The organism is Rhizobium zaerense, assembly GCF_051810725.1.
GTDB classification, from domain to species: domain Bacteria; phylum Pseudomonadota; class Alphaproteobacteria; order Rhizobiales; family Rhizobiaceae; genus Rhizobium; species Rhizobium leguminosarum_I.
The window spans coordinates 927,327-944,207 of sequence record NZ_CM132690.1; the positions used below are offsets into that span (position 1 = coordinate 927,327).

A 16,881-nucleotide genomic window follows, 5' to 3' on the forward strand; every position below is an offset into this window, starting at 1 on the left:
GATTTACATGATGGGCATCATATTTCTTGCGTATTGATGATGGACGTCATATATTTTGTCAAGCGCCTATTTCTGGAGATGACGAATGCGGGTCAGCCGCGAAAAATTTGCCGAGAACCGCGAAAAGATCCTGAGCGTTGCCGGCGTGCTTTTCCGCGAAAACGGTTTCGACGGGGTGGGCGTCGCCGACATCATGAAGGCGGCGGGACTGACGCATGGCGGCTTCTACGGTCATTTCGGTTCGAAGGACGACCTGGCGCTGGAGGTCAGCCGCAAGCTGATCGACAAGGTCGAAACGCGCTGGAAGGAACATATCGCCGAATCGCCAGACCGGCCGTTGGCCGCTCTTCTCGATCATTATATCCACTGGCGCACGGTTGACGATCCCGGTGGCAGCTGCGTCTTCGCAACGCTGATCCAGGAGGTCAGCCGCAGCCGCGGCGCGGTCCGCGCGGTCTTCAGCGATGGGCTGTCCGTGCTGGTCGACACGCTTGCCGATATCGTTCCCGGCGAAACGGAAGAGGAGCGTCGTGCCAATGCGACGACGACACTGTCATCGATGATGGGTGCTGTCATTCTTGCCCGCGCGGTCGAGGACAGGGCGCTTGCCGAGCAGTTTTTGGTGACGATGCGCCGGCAGCTCGATCCTGAAAGCCAAACATAATCTCAGTCGCGAAAGGCGATGGTTTCGATCTCCCTCTCCGCGCGGAGAGGGATCTACTTTGCATGTGCCTGAGGACCGAGAAGCCAGCGGCTACTTGAAACCGGCGATGGCGTGCGGGACGTAGGGTGCTTCCAGTGCCGCGATTTCCTCAGCGGTAAGCTTGACCGAGAGCGAGGCAACGGCGTCTCTGAGGTGGTTGGGTTTGGACGCGCCGATAATCGGGGCGGTCACCGCACTCTTCTGCAGGATCCAGGCGGTTGCGACCTGGGCGCGGGAGATGTTGCGGGCAGTGGCGACTTCGGCCACGGCCCCGACGATCTTGCGGTCGGCATCGATGGACTGGGTGTAGAGCGTCTTGCCGAATTCGTCGGTTTCGCTGCGTGCCGTCGTCTCGTCCCAGTCACGGGTCAGGCGGCCGCGGGCAAGCGGGCTCCAGGGGATGACGGCGATCTTCTGATCTTCGCAGAGTGGCAGCATTTCGCGCTCTTCCTCACGGTAGAGCAGGTTCAGGTGGTCCTGCATGCTGACGAATTCGGTCCAGCCGTTCAGTCTGGAGACATAGAGCGCCTTGGCGAATTGCCAGGCATACATGGAGGAGGCGCCGATATAGCGGGCCTTGCCTGATTTGACGATGTCGTGCAGCGCTTCCAGCGTTTCCTCGATCGGCGTCGTGTAGTCGAAGCGGTGGATCTGGTAGAGATCGACATAGTCGCTGCCGAGACGACGCAGACTGTTGTCGATCTCGTCGAAGATCGCCTTGCGCGACAGGCCGGCGCCGTTCGGGCCCGGCCGCATGCGGTTGAACACCTTGGTCGCCAGCACGATGTCCTCGCGCTTGGCGAAGTCTTTGATGGCGCGGCCGACGATCTCCTCTGACGAACCGTTGGAATAGGTGTTGGCGGTGTCGAGGAAATTGATGCCGAGGTCGATCGCCTGCTTGATCATCACCCGGCTTTCTTCTTCCCGCAGGCTCCAGGCATGATTGCCGCGGCCGGGATCGCCGAAGGTCATGCAGCCCAGGCAGATTTTCGATACTTCGAGACCGGTCTTTCCGAATTTTACATATTCCATGAAACGACTCCGTGATGAATTGGATGACCCCCAGGCGGCTCTCCATGATTTAGCGCGAGATGGCCAAAGTCGCAGGGCGGCAAATGAAGAATCTATGCTGCATGCGCACAATGATCCGTGATCGACTTCTGAAGCTCATCGCTGTCGATTCCGGCTGCAGCTTGCACATCCGCGCCGCAAGATGTTAGCTGACGCAGCATTTTATCGGAATCCGACCATGCAGCTGCCGTCACACGATCGCTACGACGATCTCTATCGCGATTTCTCCTGGCGGATTCCGGAGGATTTCAATATCGGCCGCGCCGTCAGCGACGACTGGGCCGCAAGAGATCCGGAGCGTGTCTGCCTTGAGCATTTCAGCCTTGACGGCGATCATCGCGCAATGACCTATCGCGCGCTCGCCGACCTTTCCTCGGCTTTTGCAAATGCGCTCGTTTCACTTGATATCAAACGCGGCGATCGCGTCGCGCTGCTATTGCCGCAATCCTTCGAAACGGTGATCGCGCATGTGGCGATCTATAAGACCGGCGCGATCGCGCTGCCACTGGCGCTGCTCTTCGGCGTCGAGGCGCTGGAATACCGGTTGAAGGCGGCAGGTGCCGCGGCCGTCGTCACCAACGGCTTCGGTCTCGAACGCATCCGGCAGATCCGCGGACGCCTGCCGGCGTTGAAGCATATCGTCAGCATCGACGGGGCGAGTGCCGATGCGACTGCTTTCGCCGAACTGGCGGATGGCCATCCCCCTGTCTTCGACATCGCCAAGACCGGTCCGGATGATCCGGCGCTGATGATCTTTACCTCCGGCACGACGGGGCCGCCCAAGGGTGCGTTGCATGGTCATCGCGTTCTGCCCGGCCATATTCCCGGTATGCAGTTTGCCCATGAGGGTTTTCCGCAACCGGGCGACAAGGTCTGGACGCCGTCCGACTGGGCTTGGGCGGGCGGTCTGCTCAATGCGCTGCTGCCGAGCCTTCTGCTCGGCGTTCCCGTCGTCTCGTCGCCGGCGCAGAAATTCGATGCCGGCATGGCTTATCGCATCATGGCTGAGATGAAGGTGCGCAATGCCTTCATTCCGCCGACGGCGCTGAGATTGATGCGGTCCGTGTCCGATCCGCGCTCGAAATATGATCTGGTGCTGCGCACCATCGGCTCGGCCGGGGAGGCGCTCGGCCGCGAGACCTATGAATGGGCGCGGCATACGCTCGGCATCACCGTCAACGAATTCTACGGCCAGACGGAGTGCAATTTCGTGCTCGCTTCCAGCGCTGCTTATGGCGTCACCAAGGCCGGTGCTATCGGACGGGCAGTGCCCGGGCATCGCGTCGCGATCGTCAGCGAGACGGGCGACGAGTTGCCCGTCGGCGAACCGGGCCAGATCGCCATCGCCGGTCCCGATTCTGTCATGTTCCTCGGCTATTGGGACGATGCGGCGGCGACCGAACGAAAATTCGCCAAGGGCTGGCTGCTCACCGGCGATATCGGCCGGCAGGACGCTGAGGGCTACGTCACCTTCGAAGGCCGCGATGACGACGTCATCACCTCGTCGGGATATCGCATCGGCCCGGCCGAGATCGAAGACTGCCTGATCGGCCATCCCGCCGTGCAGCTTGCCGCCGCCGTCGGCAAGCCCGATGCCGTGCGCACTGAAATCGTCAAGGCCTATATCGTGCTTTCACCTGGCCATCATCCAAGCGAGGCGCTGGCCGCCGACATCAGGGAATGGGTGAAGACGCGGCTTTCGATGCACGAATATCCCCGTGAGGTGGAATTCATCGATGCCTTGCCGCTGACGACCACCGGCAAGGTGATCCGCCGACTGCTGCGGGAGAGGGCGGCGGCTGAAGGTTAGCCTCGCCCGGCAAGCGACATGATCTTTTCGCGCAGCATCTTTGCCATGTTGCGGGTGCTGCGGTACATGTGGAGCTGGGCGGTGACCTGGCGCATGTCGCGGTCGCCGTTCTGCATCAGGCCGATCACCAGCGTTCCCATCTCCTCGCGCTCCTGCCAGAAGCGGCTCATGATCGGATGATCCGAGACGGCGCAGGAATCGGAGCGCACGATATTGGCATCGTCGAGATGCCATTCGGTGAGTTCGCTCATCAAAAGCTTGCCAGGCGAATAGCGGGCATAGTTTTCATCGTAGGCGGTCTTCCAGGTATAGGCCTCGCCGCCCATCATCAGCACGACGATGGCGGCGATCGCCTTGCCGTTGAGATCGATCGTGTGAATGCGTACGGCATCGACGGCGGCAAGGTTCGACACCGCCTCGCGGGCGAAGGCCGTATGATAACGATCGGTGACGAGAGCGCTTCGCCGCTTGCCCTTCCAGCCCCCGGCTTCCATTGCCAGGAATTCCTCGAAGCGGACATGAATTTCGCGCGGCTGGCGGGCGACGGCATAGACCGTTGTTCCCTGTTCCTCCAGCAGGCGCCACTGCCGGCGCATCTCGCGCATATGCGAGGAGGAGATGGTTTTGCTGAGATAGGCCGGCGCCTCTTCCTCGCTCTGCAGCATCGGGCGCAGGTAGGGATTGGTGACGGTGACGGGAAGATTGCGGCTGAGCGCCACGGCCTTGAGCATCCGCACGAAGATGCCGTTCAGCCTGAGATCCGGCAGAACCAATATGCCGGGCAGATTGAGATCGCGGGCGGTCAGTCCCTCGAAGAGATTGTCGAGGGTCTCGGCGGCATCCTCGCCATCGACGAGCGGCGTGCCGAGTGGACCGAAGCTGTTCGACCAGCCGCGGATGATCGACGGGCCGACGGCGAAGCCCGGCTTGTCGACCGAAAACGGCAAGAGGAACCGCATGCGGCTGCGGTCGGCATTGTGATCGCGGATCAGGGCGAAGTTCACCTGCCGATCTTCGAGCCGCGGCATGGCGGGGGCGAGGAAGCGGCCGGAGAAAAAGACGTTCGGCTCCATCGCCCGGTTGGAGAGGAAATCGAGCTCATCCTGAAGGTCATAACCCAGCTTGCCGGGATAAAGGCAGAGCTCGCGCCCCGGTCGGCCGATCTCGGCGCGAGCCTCGGCCCGCGGTGCTTCGAAATTCAACGCGGCGAGATCATGCACCATGCGGTTTGCGGCGCTGTCGGTGCTTTCGGTAACGGGGGGTACACGCACCATCTATCGAACTCTCATTTCAGGCGTTGCGGTGGAGGGGCTGGCGAAGGCGAAAAGGACGATGCCGAGCGTGCGGCGCACGGCCATATGCAGCAGGATCGCCTCGACAGCCATGGCGGAGGCGGTGGCGATCGCCGTGCCCTCGATGCCGTAATGTGGGATCAATGCGAGGTTGAGGCTGACATTGGCCGTCAATGCGCCGGCATAGAGTGCGACGCAGAAATTCTGCTTGCCTGCCATCATCAGCAGCGTTTCGGCCGGGCCGACCAGCGATTTGGCAAGGATGCCGGCGAGCAGGATCGCCATCACCAGATAGCCTGATGTAAAGGCGCCGCCGAAGAGCGACAGCAGCAGATGGCCGGCCGCAAGCACGACAAGGCCGACCCCGAGTGCCGGCCAGAAGGTCCAGCGGGCGGCGTCGATGGCAGCGGTTGCCAGTTGGGCGTGGTCGCCTTCGGCGATGATCGAGGAAAAGCGCGGGCCGGAGGCCGCCTTGACCGAGAAATTGATGAAATGCACCAGCGCCATCGTCTTGGCGGCGGCGAAATAGATGGCGACGTCGTGCGGCTCGAGGAAGATGCCGACGACGACGACATCGGAATTGGTGAGCAGGAAGCTCACGCCCTCGATCAGGAAAATCGGGAAGGCGACGCTGAACCAGGCGAGGAAATCGACCTTGCGCGGGCCTTCGTCATAATGCCGGCGAAGGCGGTAGAGCGTTGCGACATACTGGCCGAGAGCGGTGACGAAGGTGGCGACGAGTGCTGCCTGCATTGCGGTGACGGCCGTGTGCTCGGCGCCGATGGCAATCGCGATCAGCATCAAGAGGATGATGAGGATCGGGCGGACGATGTAGACCGGGCTCAGCGCCATCACCGGCCAATGGTTCGCCCGTGATGTGCCTTCCAGAATGTCGCCGAGCGCGATCATCGGCATGGCGAGCAGGCCGATGAAGATCGGGACGAGATAGTAGACCTGGATCATATCGCCGAAGAAATGCAGCCCGAGCATGCCGGCGGCGAGCACCGCCGTGCCGGACAGCAGCGCGAAGATCCGCGCCGTGCCGGTCAGGCCGCGGATTTCCTCGAAGGCGCCGGCAGCCCTGTATTGCGGCAAGAAGCGGACGATCGCGGTGTGGAAACCGAGGCATGAGAGATCGCCGAAGACGACGACCAGCACCCAGACGAAAACGAAGATGCCGTATTCATACTCGCCCACCAGCCGGGCAAGCACGATCTGGGAGACGAAGGCGAGTGCTGCGCTGAGGATACGGATCGAAAACGCCGTCAGCGCCATGCGCTGGGCGGCCGCCTTCTCCCCGCGTTCGGTGAGCACGGCCGCAAGCATGCGCAGCGTACGGCCGCCGATTGGGCGCAGGCCCGCGGACAGCATCTTCTCCGCTGTTTCTATGACCGCCATGATGAACACGCAAAACTCTGAGGTCAGGCAAATCGCCCCTGAAGTCTTGACAGGACAGGGTTAAGAAACGGTTCCGGATCAGGCTGCCGTCCAACGCTGAAATTCCGGTTTTCCGACGTTGCCGAAGAAAAGAAAATGCCGCCCGAAGGCGGCATTTTCGCGGATCTTTGCGGACTTGCCTCAGACCCGCTCGAAGGCGCCGTGGCAGTGCTTGTATTTCTTGCCGGAGCCGCAGGGGCAGGTCTCGTTGCGGCCGACCTTGCCCCAGGTGGCGGGATCATCCGGGTTGCGGTTTTCAGGAGAAACGATGACTTCCGATGCCTGGTAGATCGCCGGAGCGAAATCGTCCTCGCCGGTCGTCGGATCCAGGTGATGGGCCTGCATCAGCGGCGGTTCAGGCTCGGCAGGCGCCTGCTGCACCAGTTCGACGCGCATCAGCTGGGCGGTGACGGCCTCGCGCAGATTGTTGAGCAGCGCGGTGAACAGCTCGAAGGCCTCCGACTTGTATTCCTGTAGCGGATCGCGTTGGGCATAGCCGCGGAAGCCGATGACGGAGCGCAGATGGTCCAGGTTGACGATGTGCTCGCGCCAGAGATGATCAAGCGTCTGCATGACGATCGAGCGTTCGACATAATGCATGATGTCGTCGCCGAAACGCTCGGCCTTTTCCGTGAAGGCCGCATTGGCGGCTTCGGTCAGGCGCTCGCGGATATCGTCCTCGCCGATTCCTTCTTCCTTCACCCAGTCCTCGACCGGCAGGTCGAGATTGAGGATGTTCAAAGCGCCGGTCTTCAGGCCGACAGCATCCCATTGTTCGGCATAGGCGCGCTCGGGGATATGCTTGTCGACCATGTCCTCTATCACCTCGCGGCGCATGTCGGAAACGGTCTCGGATATGTTGGTCGATTCCATCAGTTCGAGGCGCTGCTCGAAGATCACCTTGCGCTGATCGTTGAGAACGTCGTCATACTTCAACAGGTTCTTGCGGATATCGAAGTTGCGAGCTTCGACCTTCTTCTGGGCGCGCTCCAGGGCCTTGTTGATCCAGGGATGGACGATCGCCTCGCCCTCCTTGAGGCCGAGCTTGGTCAGCATGCTGTCCATGCGGTCGGAGCCGAAGATGCGCATCAGGTCGTCCTGAAGCGAGAGGTAGAACTTCGAGCGGCCGGGGTCGCCCTGACGGCCGGAGCGGCCGCGGAGCTGGTTGTCGATGCGGCGGCTTTCATGGCGTTCGGTAGCGATGACGTAGAGACCGCCGGCTTCGAGCGCCTTCTGCTTAAGCTGTTTGATCTCCTCGATGATCGCCTGGATCCGGGCGTCACGCTCCGGACCGGCTTCGACTTCGCCAAGTTCGCGCTCGATGCGCATGTCGAGGTTTCCGCCGAGCTGGATGTCGGTGCCGCGGCCGGCCATGTTGGTGGCGATGGTGATGGCACCCGGCACGCCGGCCTGGGCGACGATATAGGCTTCCTGCTCGTGGTAGCGGGCGTTCAGCACCTTGAAGTCGTCGAAGCCCTGCTTGCGCAGGCGTTCGGCGAGCAGTTCCGATTTCTCGATCGAGGTGGTGCCGACCAGCACCGGTTGGCCACGCTTGTGGGCGTCGAGGATCTCCTCGATGATTGCCTTGAACTTCTCGTCGAAGGTCCGGTAGACCTCGTCGTCCTCGTCGAGGCGCTTGATCGGCAGGTTGGTCGGGACCTCGATGACATCGAGATTGTAGATGTTGGCGAATTCTTCCGCTTCCGTCTGCGCCGTGCCGGTCATGCCGGCGAGCTTGTCGTACATGCGGAAGTAATTCTGGAAGGTGATCGAGGCCAGCGTCTGGTTTTCCGGCTGGATCTGTACCTTCTCCTTGGCTTCGAGCGCCTGGTGCTGGCCTTCCGAATAGCGGCGGCCCGGCATCATACGGCCGGTGAACTCGTCGATAATGACCACTTCGTCGTTGCGGACGATATAGTCCTTGTCGCGCTGGAAGAGCTTGTGTGCTTTCAGCGCATTGTTGATGTGGTGGACGATGGCAACGTTCTCAATGTCGTAGAGCGCGTTGCCCTTCAAGAGGCCGGCCTGGCGGAGCAGGTTTTCCAGCTTCTCGGTGCCCTCTTCGGAGAAGTTGGCCGAGCGCTGCTTTTCGTCGATCTCGTAATCGCTCGGCGCCAGCATCGGAATGAAGGCGTCGATCGTATTATAGAGTTCGGAGCGGTCGTCGAGCGGACCGGAGATGATCAGCGGCGTGCGCGCCTCGTCGACGAGGATCGAGTCCACTTCGTCGACGATCGCGAAGTTGTGGCCGCGCTGGACCATCTGGTTCTTCTCGTACTTCATGTTATCGCGCAGATAATCGAAGCCGAGTTCGTTGTTGGTGGCGTAGGTGATGTCGCAGGCATAAGCCGCGTGGCGTTCCTCGTCGGAAAGGCCGTGGACGATGACGCCGGTGGTCATGCCGAGGAAGCCGTAGACGCGGCCCATGTTGGCGGCATCGCGCTGGGCGAGGTAATCGTTGACGGTGACGACGTGCACGCCCTTGCCGGAAAGCGCGTTCAGATAGACCGGCAGGGTGGCGACGAGGGTCTTGCCTTCGCCGGTCTTCATCTCGGCGATCGCATTCGAATGCAGGATCATGCCGCCGACCAGCTGTACGTCAAAAGGTCGCAGGCCGAGGACGCGGCGCGAGGCTTCGCGCACGACGGCAAAGGCCGGGATCAGAATGTCGTCGAGCGTCTTGCCCTCGGCGAGCAACGCGCGAAACTCCACGGTCTTTGCCGCGAGCTGCTCGTCCGTCAGGGCCTTCGTCTTCTCTTCGATAGAGTTGATGGCAATGACGTTCGGCTGGAAGGACCGCACGCGGCGGTCGTTGGAAGACCCAAATAACTTGCGGGCTATACCGCCAAAGCTGACCATATGACTGGCCCTTTCTCAATATTCATCCCCGGCGTTTCTTGTTCGCGGCCCAGCCGAAAATCAGGCGCGCGCCTTAAAACGCCCGGAAACTGTTCTGGACGCGAGGTTGCGTGACAGATAAGAGGGGGGTCGAATGATGTCAACGGATTTGGCGGATACAGAAAGGCCACAATCCGGTGTTGATGGCTATTTTGGGCTGGATTCAGGGGATGCTGAAACCGGCAATGTAACTGTGAAGGGTATTTCATGTTGAGCACCAACAAACTTGCCGTTCTGGCGTTTGCAACTTTCGTTGCGCTCCAGGCCCCGGCCTATGCCGATGACGCCGTCATCGCCACGGTCGGCGCCCTGGAGATCCACCAGTCGGAACTCGACCTCGCCGTCGCCAATCTCGACCCGCAGCTGGCGCAGCTTCCCGATGACCAGAAGAAGGTCGCAGCCCTTTCCGCCGCCATCGACGTGAAGCTGCTCGCCGCTGACGCTGCGGCCGAGAAGCTCGATCAGACCGACGAATTCAAGAAGCGCATGCAGTATCTCACCGATCGCGAGCTTCACAATGCCTATTTCAAGAAGCATGTTGTCGACATCGTAACGCCTGACGAAGTCAAGGCCCGTTACGACAAGGAAGTCGCCGCCCTGCCGAAGCAGGAGGAAGTCCACGCCCGTCATATCCTCGTCAAGACCGAGGACGAAGCCAAGGACATCATCAAGCAGCTCGACGCCGGCAAGGATTTCGCCGAACTCGCCAAGGAAAAGTCCACCGATCCGAACAAGTCGGAAGGCGGCGACCTCGGTTATTTCTCGCGCGGCCGCATGGTCAAGGAATTCGAAGACGCAGCCTTCGTGCTTGAGAAAGGCACCTATTCAAAGACGCCTGTTAAGACCGATTTCGGGTTTCACGTCATCAAGGTCGAAGATAAGCGCGATGCGCCGCCGCCGCCCTTCGATCAGGTGCAGGATCAGGTTCGTCAGCTCGTCATGCGCGACAAGTATCTTGCGCTTCTGAACCAGGCGAAGGCCTCGTCCAAGATCGAGATCACGGACGAGACGCTGCGCAAGGGTTACGACCAAGCCAACAAGCAGCCGGAGCCGGGCAGCGAGCCCGTCGCGCCGGCGCCGCAGCAGTAATAATCGCCTCAGGGCCCGGTTCTTCCGGGCCCTTCATTATCGTGGTTGTCGCATTTCCGGACGGCGAACCGGTTTCCATTTCGCCTGGAAATGCTCATTGGCAGGTCTCATCATGTCCGGTTCCGTCTCTCCGCTCGCTCCGAAATCCTTCGTCTCGATGCCACCGCTGCGCGGCGTGCGCATGGCGACGGCTTCCGCCGGCATCAAGTACAAGAACCGTACCGACGTGCTGATGATGGTCTTCGACAAGCCGGCGACCGTCGCGGGCGTTTTTACCCGCTCCAAGTGCCCGTCGGCGCCGGTCGATTTCTGCCGCGCCAACCTCCCCCATGGCAGCGCCCGGGTCGTCGTCGTCAACTCAGGCAATGCCAATGCTTTCACCGGCCTGAAGGGTCGCCAGGCGACCGCGCTGACGGCGAAGTCGGCTGCCGCTGCCGTCGGCTGTGCCGAGAACGAGGTCTATCTGGCCTCGACCGGTGTCATCGGCGAACCGCTCGATGCCACCAAATTTTCAGGCGTTCTGGAACGGATGCAGGTCGAAGCGACCGGCGATTTCTGGTTAGAGGCCGCCAAGGCGATCATGACGACCGACACCTATCCGAAGGTTTCGACCCGCAGCGCCGAGATCGGCGGCGTGGCCGTGACGATCAATGGCATCGCCAAGGGCGCCGGCATGATCGCGCCTGATATGGCGACCATGCTCTCCTTCGTCGTCACCGATGCCGACATCGCGCCTGCCGCGCTGCAGGCGCTGCTGTCCGACGGCGTCGGCCCGACCTTCAATTCCATGACCGTCGACAGCGACACCTCCACCTCCGACACACTGATGCTGTTTGCAACGGGTGCCGCAGCCGAGGACGGCCAGGTCCGCATCGACCGCGCCGACGACCCGCGCCTTGCCGCCTTCCGAGCCGCACTCAACGAAGTGCTGAAGGATCTGTCGCTGCAGGTGGTGCGGGACGGCGAGGGCGCCACCAAGATGCTCGAAATCACCGTGACGGGCGCAGAGAGCGATGCCGCCGCCAAGCGTATCGCGCTGTCGATCGCCAATTCGCCGCTGGTGAAGACGGCGGCCGCCGGCGAGGACGCCAATTGGGGCCGTATCGTCATGGCCGTCGGCAAGTCCGGCGAGATGGCAGACCGCGACCGGCTTGCCATCTGGTTCGGCGACATCAGAGTCGCCGTCAATGGCGAGCGTGACCCCGATTATTCCGAGGAGGCGGCCTCGGACGTCATGAAGGCGCAGGATATCCCCGTCAAAGTCGATATCGGACTCGGCGCCGGCACTGCAACGGTCTGGACCTGCGACCTCACCAAGGAATATGTTGCGATCAATGGCGACTATCGGAGCTGATCGTTCATTGGCGCAGGCATCCATTTCCCTCCACAATCTGCCGCTGGTCCGCAGGCTGGAGGCCGTCGGCTTCCGCGCCTGGCCGGCGGCATCCGTGCAATATGACGGCAGCTGGCAGGTGCGGCTGACGGCCGGTCACCCGTCCAACCGGCTGAATTCGATCGTGCCGCTCGATCCTTCGGATCATCGCGACGTCGAAATCCGCCTCGAAAAAGCGCGCCGGAAGTTCGAGGCCTATGGACGCGCTGCCGTGGTCCGCCAGACGCCGCTTGCCTCGCCAGTGCTGATCGAACTTCTGCGCACGCAGAACTGGACGCGCTTCGATGAGACGGTGGTGATGACCTGCGACCTTGCCGAGGCGGAGCTGCCGGATACGCTCGATCACCTGCCGACCCATGACGTCGGCCGGTTCGTCGACGCCAATCTTGCCGTCGACCAGGCGCCACTGAGGCTGAAGCCGGCGCTTGCCGAGATCATTTCGGCGATCAAGCCGCCATCCGGCCTGTTCATGATCGAGAATGCGACGGACGGTCCGCTTGCGACCGTTCTCTGCGTCCAGGACAATGACCTTGCCGGCATCATGTCGCTTTCGGTCTCCGAGACGCGGCGGCGCGAGGGGCTTGGCACCGAAATCCTGACCTCGGCGCTACGCTGGGCGCGCATGCGCAGCGCCCGTTCGGCCTGGCTGCAGGTGAAGCTGTCCAACCGCCCGGCTATCGCACTCTATGAGCGCCTCGGTTTTCGCGACGCCTATCATTATTGCTATTGGCAAAAGGAGCCGCGATGAGCGAGGCAGGCCGGAAGATATTGCTGGTCGCCGCCTGTGCGCTGATCGATGCCGATGGGCGTATCCTGTTGGCGCAGCGTCCCGAGGGAAAGTCGCTTGCCGGGCTCTGGGAGTTTCCCGGCGGCAAGGTCGAGCCCGGCGAGACGCCGGAGGAAACGCTCGTGCGCGAGCTCGAGGAAGAGCTCGGCATCATCACCAAGATCGCCTGCCTTGCGCCGCTTACCTTTGCCAGCCATTCTTACGAGACCTTCCATCTTTTGATGCCGCTTTATATCTGCCGGCGCTATGAGGGCATTCCCCGGGGCCGGGAGGGCCAGGCGCTGAAATGGGTGCGTCCGCAGGCGCTGCGCGATTACCCGATGCCGCCGGCCGACGAGCCGCTCATCCCGATGTTGCAGGATTTACTTTAGCGTTATCTGATTATTATTGTGCCACACCGTTTTCGGCTGTGGATATTAATGGATCGTTTAACACCTTCTGCCAAAGATCGGCCTCAATCAAGCATCTGGCGTGCGTGTATAAAAAGGCTTGACGTCATGGACGATGATTTCTGGAAAGCTGTCCGGGAAAAGGAACGGGCTTCGTCTGCCTCGCGCAGGACGGGTGCGCTGAATATCGCCCTTCTGTTCGGCACGGCGGTGGTCGCGCTGACGCTCATTCTGACGCCGATGCTTGCGGATTCCTCGAAGAAAAGCGTCTTTGCCAGCGCGCCGGCCGATTTCGATAAGATCACGACGGGATCAATCCCGAAGAGTGAAAGCGGCAAGCGTTACACGATCCGCCGCAGCGTTCTTCAGGAGACGCCCGGGTCGGTCTGCGTCGTCCAGGGCTATGGTGTCGGCGCCGGTTGCTGAAGAATGCCGGCCGTCGCCCGATAGTCGTGGAATTGGTCGTTTGCAGTCGATTTCGCTCAGAGGGTCGCGTAATAATGCGTATTTTGAAAGCATTTCTTGCTGATAACAGAGGTGCGACGGCAATCGAGTATGGCTTGATCGCCGCCCTCATTTGTGGCGCGCTCATCTCCGGTCTCGGAGCCTTCACCGGCGCCTTGCAAGGCGTGTTTAACGTGATCGGCAACAATCTGCCCGCGAATTGAAGACGCTGCCGCCCGCTACTGCTTGAGCTTGTGCTCGTCTACCTTCAGTGCATCGGCAAGGCGCGCCTTGGCCGAACCTGGCCTGAGCGGCTTTTGCTGGCTCTCGTGGGCAGACCATCCCGAGACATAGATGATCGAAAAGGTGGCGCGGATACGTCCATCGGGATCGGAATAACGTTCGGCGTAGATCTCCGCTGCGCGCAGGAAGAAGGCGCGCGTCAGGGGCATCCGGGCACGGGCTGCAAGTGGATTGCTCATGCCCATCGCTCTCAGATCCCGCATCAGCGGAAAGAGCGAATCATATCGCACCGTATAGTTCTCAGCGTCGATCACCGGCAACGTGAAGCCGGCGCGCTGCATGAGGCTGCCGACGTCGCGCACATCGGCGAAGGGAATGACACGCGGGCTTGCACCGCCTGTCATCTCGACCTCGGCGGCCAGCAGCACGTCGCGCAGTTCCTGCAGCGTGCCGGCGCCGGGGATCGCGGCCATGAACAGGCCGTCCGGCTTCAGGGCGCGGCGGATCTGGATGAAGACACCCGGCGTATCGTTGGTCAGATGCAGGCTGAGCGGCGCAAGGATAAGATTGGCCGATTGCGGTTCGAGCGGCACCGCCTCCAGCGGCGCCTCGATCAAGGTTTCGCCCGGTCCGGCATAGGCCTTCTCGCTTTCGATGCGGATCATCGTGCCGATTTTGCCCGTCGCTAGCGCGGCACGGGCGGCAGCACCGGTTGCGCCATGCAGTTCGACGGCGGTCTCGAAAGTCCGCTCGACCACCGTAAGCCTCTCGGCCATTTCCTCAGCGGCAATGTCGAGCAGGAAGGCGGCTTTCGGGTCGTCGTTTACAAGCGCGCGATGGCGATGTGCGGCGATCAGGGCTCTGTCGAAGATCGTTTCCATGGCGATGTCCTTAGTCCCGCGCCGCCTTTGCGGCAAGACGATTTTCCTTTCGTGGAGAACGCGCTAGTCTCTCGGGCATGGGGCCAATCGAATTGAAAAGACCGGCAGAATTCTTGCGGACGCATCTCTTGCGGCCGTTTTCGGCGCTTGCCGATTTCTTTTATCCGCCCGCCTGTTCCGTCTGCGGTATTTCGACCGGCGGCCATCGCGGGCTCTGTGCGAAATGTTGGTCCGGTATCCGCTTCATCGAACGGCCTTATTGCGAGGTGCTCGGCATTCCCTTCTCGCACGATCTCGGCGCCGGGATCCGCAGCGCCGAGGCGATCGCCAACCCGCCGCCCTTCGACCGGCTACGGTCGGCAGCGACCCACGATCATGCGGTCCGTGATCTCGTCCATGGGCTGAAATATCGCGATCGCACCGATCTGGCGCCGATGATGGCCGCCTGGATGCTGCGGGCCTCCGATGGGACGGTCGATAGCTGCGATGCGCTGATCCCAGTGCCGCTGCATCGCACCCGTATGCTGGCGCGCAAGTTCAACCAGGCAGCAGAGCTTGCCCGCCACATGGCAAAGCTCTCGGGCAAGCCGCTGCTTGCCGCCACGCTTATTCGCGTCAAGCGCACCAGCCAGCAGGTCGGCCTTGGCGCCAAGGCGCGCGAGGACAATGTCAGGGGTGCTTTTGCGATCGCCAAGGGTTGCGAAAACGACATTTTCGGCAAACGCATCGTCCTTGTCGACGACGTCTATACAACAGGGGCGACGGTCGCTGCGGCAAGCCGGACACTGCGCAAGGCGGGTGCGGCTGAGATCACGGTTTTGACCTTTGCAAGGGCTCTCTCGGAGCCTATATGACAGAAATACCCGGCGTCGGTCTGGAGAGATTATGGTACCCGTCACCATCTATACACGGCAGTTTTGCGGCTATTGCAGCCGCGCCAAGTCCCTTCTCGAAGAAAAGGGCGTCGAATATGTCGAGCACGACGCGACCTTTTCGCCGGATCTTCGCCAGGAGATGATCGGCAAGTCGAACGGGCGTACGACCTTTCCGCAGATATTCATCGGCATCGAACATGTCGGCGGTTGCGACGATCTCTTTGCACTCGATCGGGCCGGCAGGCTCGATCCGATGCTGGCAGCTTGAGGAAGAGCCGATGAGCTTCAAGGCCGCCGCCGTCCAGATGTGCTCCGGGGTCGATCCGGTGAAGAATGCTGCGGCCATGGCGCGGCTGGTGCGCGAGGCCGCTGGCCAGGGCGCGACCTATGTACAGACGCCTGAAATGACCGGCATGCTGCAGCGGGACCGTGCGGCGGCACGCGCCGTGCTTGCCGACGAGGCGCATGACGTCATCGTCAAGACAGGCTCAAATCTCGCTAGAGAACTCGGCATCCACATGCATGTCGGTTCGACGGCGATCGCGCTTGCCGACGGCAAGATCGCCAATCGCGGTTTCCTGTTCGGTCCCGACGGCAGGATTCTCAATCGCTACGACAAGATCCATATGTTCGACGTCGACCTCGACAATGGCGAGAGCTGGCGAGAAAGTGCCGCTTATACAGCCGGCTCGGAGGCCCGCGTCCTGTCGCTGCCCTTTGCGGAAATGGGCTTCGCGATCTGCTACGACGTGCGTTTCCCTGCACTCTTCCGCGCCCAGGCCATGGCCGGCGCCGAGGTGATGACAGTTCCTGCTGCCTTCACCAAGCAGACCGGCGAGGCGCATTGGGAGATCCTGCTCAGGGCACGCGCGATCGAGAACGGGGTCTTCGTCATCGCCGCTGCGCAGGCCGGCCGGCACGAGGACGGGCGCGAGACTTTCGGCCATTCGATGATCATCGATCCCTGGGGCACGGTGCTGGCGTCGGCCGGCGCCGCCGGCGAGGCGGTCATCGTCACCGAGATCGATCCCGGCGCGGTCAAGGCCGCGCATGACAAGATCCCGAACCTGAGGAATGGCCGGGAATTCTCGGTCGAGAGGATTGCGGGGGCAATCGCCGGAGGCGTCGCCGCTTGATCCGCTATTCCCTCACTTGTGACAATGCCCATGAATTCGAAGGCTGGTTTTCGGAAAGCGCCGATTTCGACCGTCAGGTCGAATCCGGTTTCCTGACCTGCCCGGTCTGTCATTCCGCCGCCATTTCCAAGCTGTTGATGGCGCCTTCGGTGTCGACCGCGCGCGGGAAGGACGAGAGGCAGACGCTGGCGATGGATGCCATGCGCCGCGAGGCCCTGCAAAAACTCAAGGAGGCCGTTGCGGCGGTCAAGGCCAATTCAGAGGACGTCGGCACGCAGTTTACCGAGGAAGCCCGCAAGATCCATTATGGCGAGGCCGATGCCCGCGGCATCATCGGCCAGGCGACGGTCGACGAGGCGCAGGCGCTCCTGGAAGAGGGCATCGAGATCGCGGCCATTCCGGTTTTGCCGGAGGACGTGAACTGACATCCAGT

At 61.8% G+C, this 16,881-nt stretch carries 17 protein-coding genes; 12 read left to right on the top strand and 5 right to left on the bottom strand.

Features of this window, described 5'->3' with window-relative positions:
* Window positions 1–85: 85 nt before the first annotated feature.
* Window positions 86–664: a TetR/AcrR family transcriptional regulator gene (locus ACS4RR_RS04535; protein ID WP_011653696.1), complete on the top strand. Its 579-nt coding sequence runs from the start codon at window positions 86–88 to the stop codon at window positions 662–664.
* 90 nt (window positions 665–754) lie between these two features.
* Here ACS4RR_RS04535 and ACS4RR_RS04540 read toward each other — a convergent pair whose 3' ends face one another.
* Window positions 755–1,735 (bottom strand): aldo/keto reductase, encoded by a 981-nt coding sequence (locus ACS4RR_RS04540; RefSeq protein ID WP_260109566.1) that lies wholly within the window; start codon window positions 1,733–1,735, stop codon window positions 755–757.
* A 217-nt stretch (window positions 1,736–1,952) separates the two neighbouring features.
* On the opposite strand from ACS4RR_RS04540, the gene ACS4RR_RS04545 reads away from it, so the two are divergent.
* On the top strand, window positions 1,953–3,584 hold the full coding sequence (locus ACS4RR_RS04545; RefSeq protein ID WP_260109565.1) for an AMP-binding protein: 1,632 nt from the start codon (window positions 1,953–1,955) through the stop codon (window positions 3,582–3,584).
* Here ACS4RR_RS04545 and ACS4RR_RS04550 read toward each other — a convergent pair.
* From ACS4RR_RS04550 to secA, 3 genes are all read right to left on the bottom strand, one after another.
* Entirely contained in the window at window positions 3,581–4,858 is a 1,278-nt protein-coding gene (locus ACS4RR_RS04550; RefSeq protein ID WP_260109564.1) for a GNAT family N-acetyltransferase, read from the bottom strand. The two genes, ACS4RR_RS04545 and ACS4RR_RS04550, sit on opposite strands and share 4 nt — an antisense overlap.
* Window positions 4,859–6,274 (bottom strand): lipopolysaccharide biosynthesis protein, encoded by a 1,416-nt coding sequence (locus tag ACS4RR_RS04555; protein ID WP_456189754.1) that lies wholly within the window; start codon window positions 6,272–6,274, stop codon window positions 4,859–4,861. It abuts the gene before it with no gap.
* A gap of 180 nt (window positions 6,275–6,454) precedes the next feature.
* Window positions 6,455–9,172 carry a preprotein translocase subunit SecA gene (secA, locus tag ACS4RR_RS04560; RefSeq protein ID WP_260109562.1) on the bottom strand — a complete coding sequence of 906 codons (2,718 nt, stop codon included), beginning with the start codon at window positions 9,170–9,172 and terminating at the stop codon, window positions 6,455–6,457.
* A 246-nt stretch (window positions 9,173–9,418) separates the two neighbouring features.
* Between secA and ACS4RR_RS04565 the strand changes: the two genes are divergently transcribed.
* From ACS4RR_RS04565 to ACS4RR_RS04590, 6 genes are all read left to right on the top strand, one after another.
* Entirely contained in the window at window positions 9,419–10,300 is an 882-nt protein-coding gene (locus ACS4RR_RS04565) for a peptidylprolyl isomerase (protein ID WP_170263040.1), read from the top strand.
* A gap of 112 nt (window positions 10,301–10,412) precedes the next feature.
* The gene (gene argJ / locus ACS4RR_RS04570) at window positions 10,413–11,654 is read left to right on the top strand and encodes a bifunctional glutamate N-acetyltransferase/amino-acid acetyltransferase ArgJ (RefSeq protein ID WP_260109561.1); all 1,242 of its coding nucleotides are present in this window, start codon (window positions 10,413–10,415) and stop codon (window positions 11,652–11,654) included.
* On the top strand, window positions 11,635–12,441 hold the full coding sequence (locus ACS4RR_RS04575; protein WP_260109560.1) for a GNAT family N-acetyltransferase: 807 nt from the start codon (window positions 11,635–11,637) through the stop codon (window positions 12,439–12,441). The genes argJ and ACS4RR_RS04575 overlap by 20 nt, the downstream gene beginning before the upstream one ends.
* On the top strand, window positions 12,438–12,851 hold the full coding sequence (mutT, locus tag ACS4RR_RS04580) for an 8-oxo-dGTP diphosphatase MutT (RefSeq protein ID WP_170278765.1): 414 nt from the start codon (window positions 12,438–12,440) through the stop codon (window positions 12,849–12,851). The genes ACS4RR_RS04575 and mutT overlap by 4 nt, the downstream gene beginning before the upstream one ends.
* A 126-nt stretch (window positions 12,852–12,977) precedes the next feature.
* Complete coding sequence (locus tag ACS4RR_RS04585; protein ID WP_456189755.1) at window positions 12,978–13,295, top strand: hypothetical protein; 318 nt, start codon at window positions 12,978–12,980, stop codon at window positions 13,293–13,295.
* A gap of 74 nt (window positions 13,296–13,369) precedes the next feature.
* Window positions 13,370–13,537: a Flp family type IVb pilin gene (locus ACS4RR_RS04590; protein ID WP_017966387.1), complete on the top strand. Its 168-nt coding sequence runs from the start codon at window positions 13,370–13,372 to the stop codon at window positions 13,535–13,537.
* A gap of 15 nt (window positions 13,538–13,552) precedes the next feature.
* Here the strand turns inward: ACS4RR_RS04590 and ACS4RR_RS04595 are convergent, their stop codons facing one another.
* Complete coding sequence (locus tag ACS4RR_RS04595; RefSeq protein WP_456189756.1) at window positions 13,553–14,437, bottom strand: methyltransferase domain-containing protein; 885 nt, start codon at window positions 14,435–14,437, stop codon at window positions 13,553–13,555.
* 77 nt (window positions 14,438–14,514) lie between these two features.
* Here ACS4RR_RS04595 and ACS4RR_RS04600 point away from each other — a divergent pair, with 77 nt between their 5' ends.
* Genes ACS4RR_RS04600 through ACS4RR_RS04615 form a run of 4 tightly spaced genes read left to right on the top strand, consistent with a single transcriptional unit; the run spans window position 14,515 to window position 16,873 of the window.
* Entirely contained in the window at window positions 14,515–15,291 is a 777-nt protein-coding gene (locus ACS4RR_RS04600; protein ID WP_456189757.1) for a ComF family protein, read from the top strand.
* Between the two features lie 31 nt (window positions 15,292–15,322).
* Entirely contained in the window at window positions 15,323–15,580 is a 258-nt protein-coding gene (gene grxC / locus ACS4RR_RS04605; protein ID WP_260109556.1) for a glutaredoxin 3, read from the top strand.
* A gap of 10 nt (window positions 15,581–15,590) precedes the next feature.
* Complete coding sequence (locus ACS4RR_RS04610; RefSeq protein ID WP_260109555.1) at window positions 15,591–16,448, top strand: carbon-nitrogen hydrolase family protein; 858 nt, start codon at window positions 15,591–15,593, stop codon at window positions 16,446–16,448.
* A complete protein-coding gene (locus tag ACS4RR_RS04615; protein WP_260109554.1) occupies window positions 16,445–16,873 on the top strand; it encodes a DUF1178 family protein in 429 nt (142 codons plus the stop codon). Before ACS4RR_RS04610 ends, ACS4RR_RS04615 begins: the two co-directional genes overlap by 4 nt.
* The last annotated feature ends 8 nt before the right edge of the window (window positions 16,874–16,881 follow it).

Excerpts from the sequence above, each read along its gene's own strand:
- ACS4RR_RS04600 (WP_456189757.1), top strand. The coding sequence starts at position 14,515 with ATGGGGCCAATCGAATTGAAAAGACCGGCAGAATTCTTGCGGACGCAT.
- ACS4RR_RS04590 (WP_017966387.1), top strand. The coding sequence starts at position 13,370 with ATGCGTATTTTGAAAGCATTTCTTGCTGATAACAGAGGTGCGACGGCA.
- ACS4RR_RS04550 (WP_260109564.1), bottom strand. The coding sequence starts at position 4,858 with ATGGTGCGTGTACCCCCCGTTACCGAAAGCACCGACAGCGCCGCAAAC.
- ACS4RR_RS04555 (WP_456189754.1), bottom strand. The coding sequence starts at position 6,274 with ATGGCGGTCATAGAAACAGCGGAGAAGATGCTGTCCGCGGGCCTGCGC.
- argJ (WP_260109561.1), top strand. The coding sequence starts at position 10,413 with ATGTCCGGTTCCGTCTCTCCGCTCGCTCCGAAATCCTTCGTCTCGATG.
- ACS4RR_RS04565 (WP_170263040.1), top strand. The coding sequence starts at position 9,419 with ATGTTGAGCACCAACAAACTTGCCGTTCTGGCGTTTGCAACTTTCGTT.
- ACS4RR_RS04585 (WP_456189755.1), top strand. The coding sequence starts at position 12,978 with ATGGACGATGATTTCTGGAAAGCTGTCCGGGAAAAGGAACGGGCTTCG.
- grxC (WP_260109556.1), top strand. The coding sequence starts at position 15,323 with ATGGTACCCGTCACCATCTATACACGGCAGTTTTGCGGCTATTGCAGC.
- ACS4RR_RS04545 (WP_260109565.1), top strand. The coding sequence starts at position 1,953 with ATGCAGCTGCCGTCACACGATCGCTACGACGATCTCTATCGCGATTTC.
- ACS4RR_RS04575 (WP_260109560.1), top strand. The coding sequence starts at position 11,635 with ATGGCGACTATCGGAGCTGATCGTTCATTGGCGCAGGCATCCATTTCC.
- ACS4RR_RS04610 (WP_260109555.1), top strand. The coding sequence starts at position 15,591 with ATGAGCTTCAAGGCCGCCGCCGTCCAGATGTGCTCCGGGGTCGATCCG.
- ACS4RR_RS04595 (WP_456189756.1), bottom strand. The coding sequence starts at position 14,437 with ATGGAAACGATCTTCGACAGAGCCCTGATCGCCGCACATCGCCATCGC.
- mutT (WP_170278765.1), top strand. The coding sequence starts at position 12,438 with ATGAGCGAGGCAGGCCGGAAGATATTGCTGGTCGCCGCCTGTGCGCTG.
- ACS4RR_RS04535 (WP_011653696.1), top strand. The coding sequence starts at position 86 with ATGCGGGTCAGCCGCGAAAAATTTGCCGAGAACCGCGAAAAGATCCTG.
- ACS4RR_RS04540 (WP_260109566.1), bottom strand. The coding sequence starts at position 1,735 with ATGGAATATGTAAAATTCGGAAAGACCGGTCTCGAAGTATCGAAAATC.
- secA (WP_260109562.1), bottom strand. The coding sequence starts at position 9,172 with ATGGTCAGCTTTGGCGGTATAGCCCGCAAGTTATTTGGGTCTTCCAAC.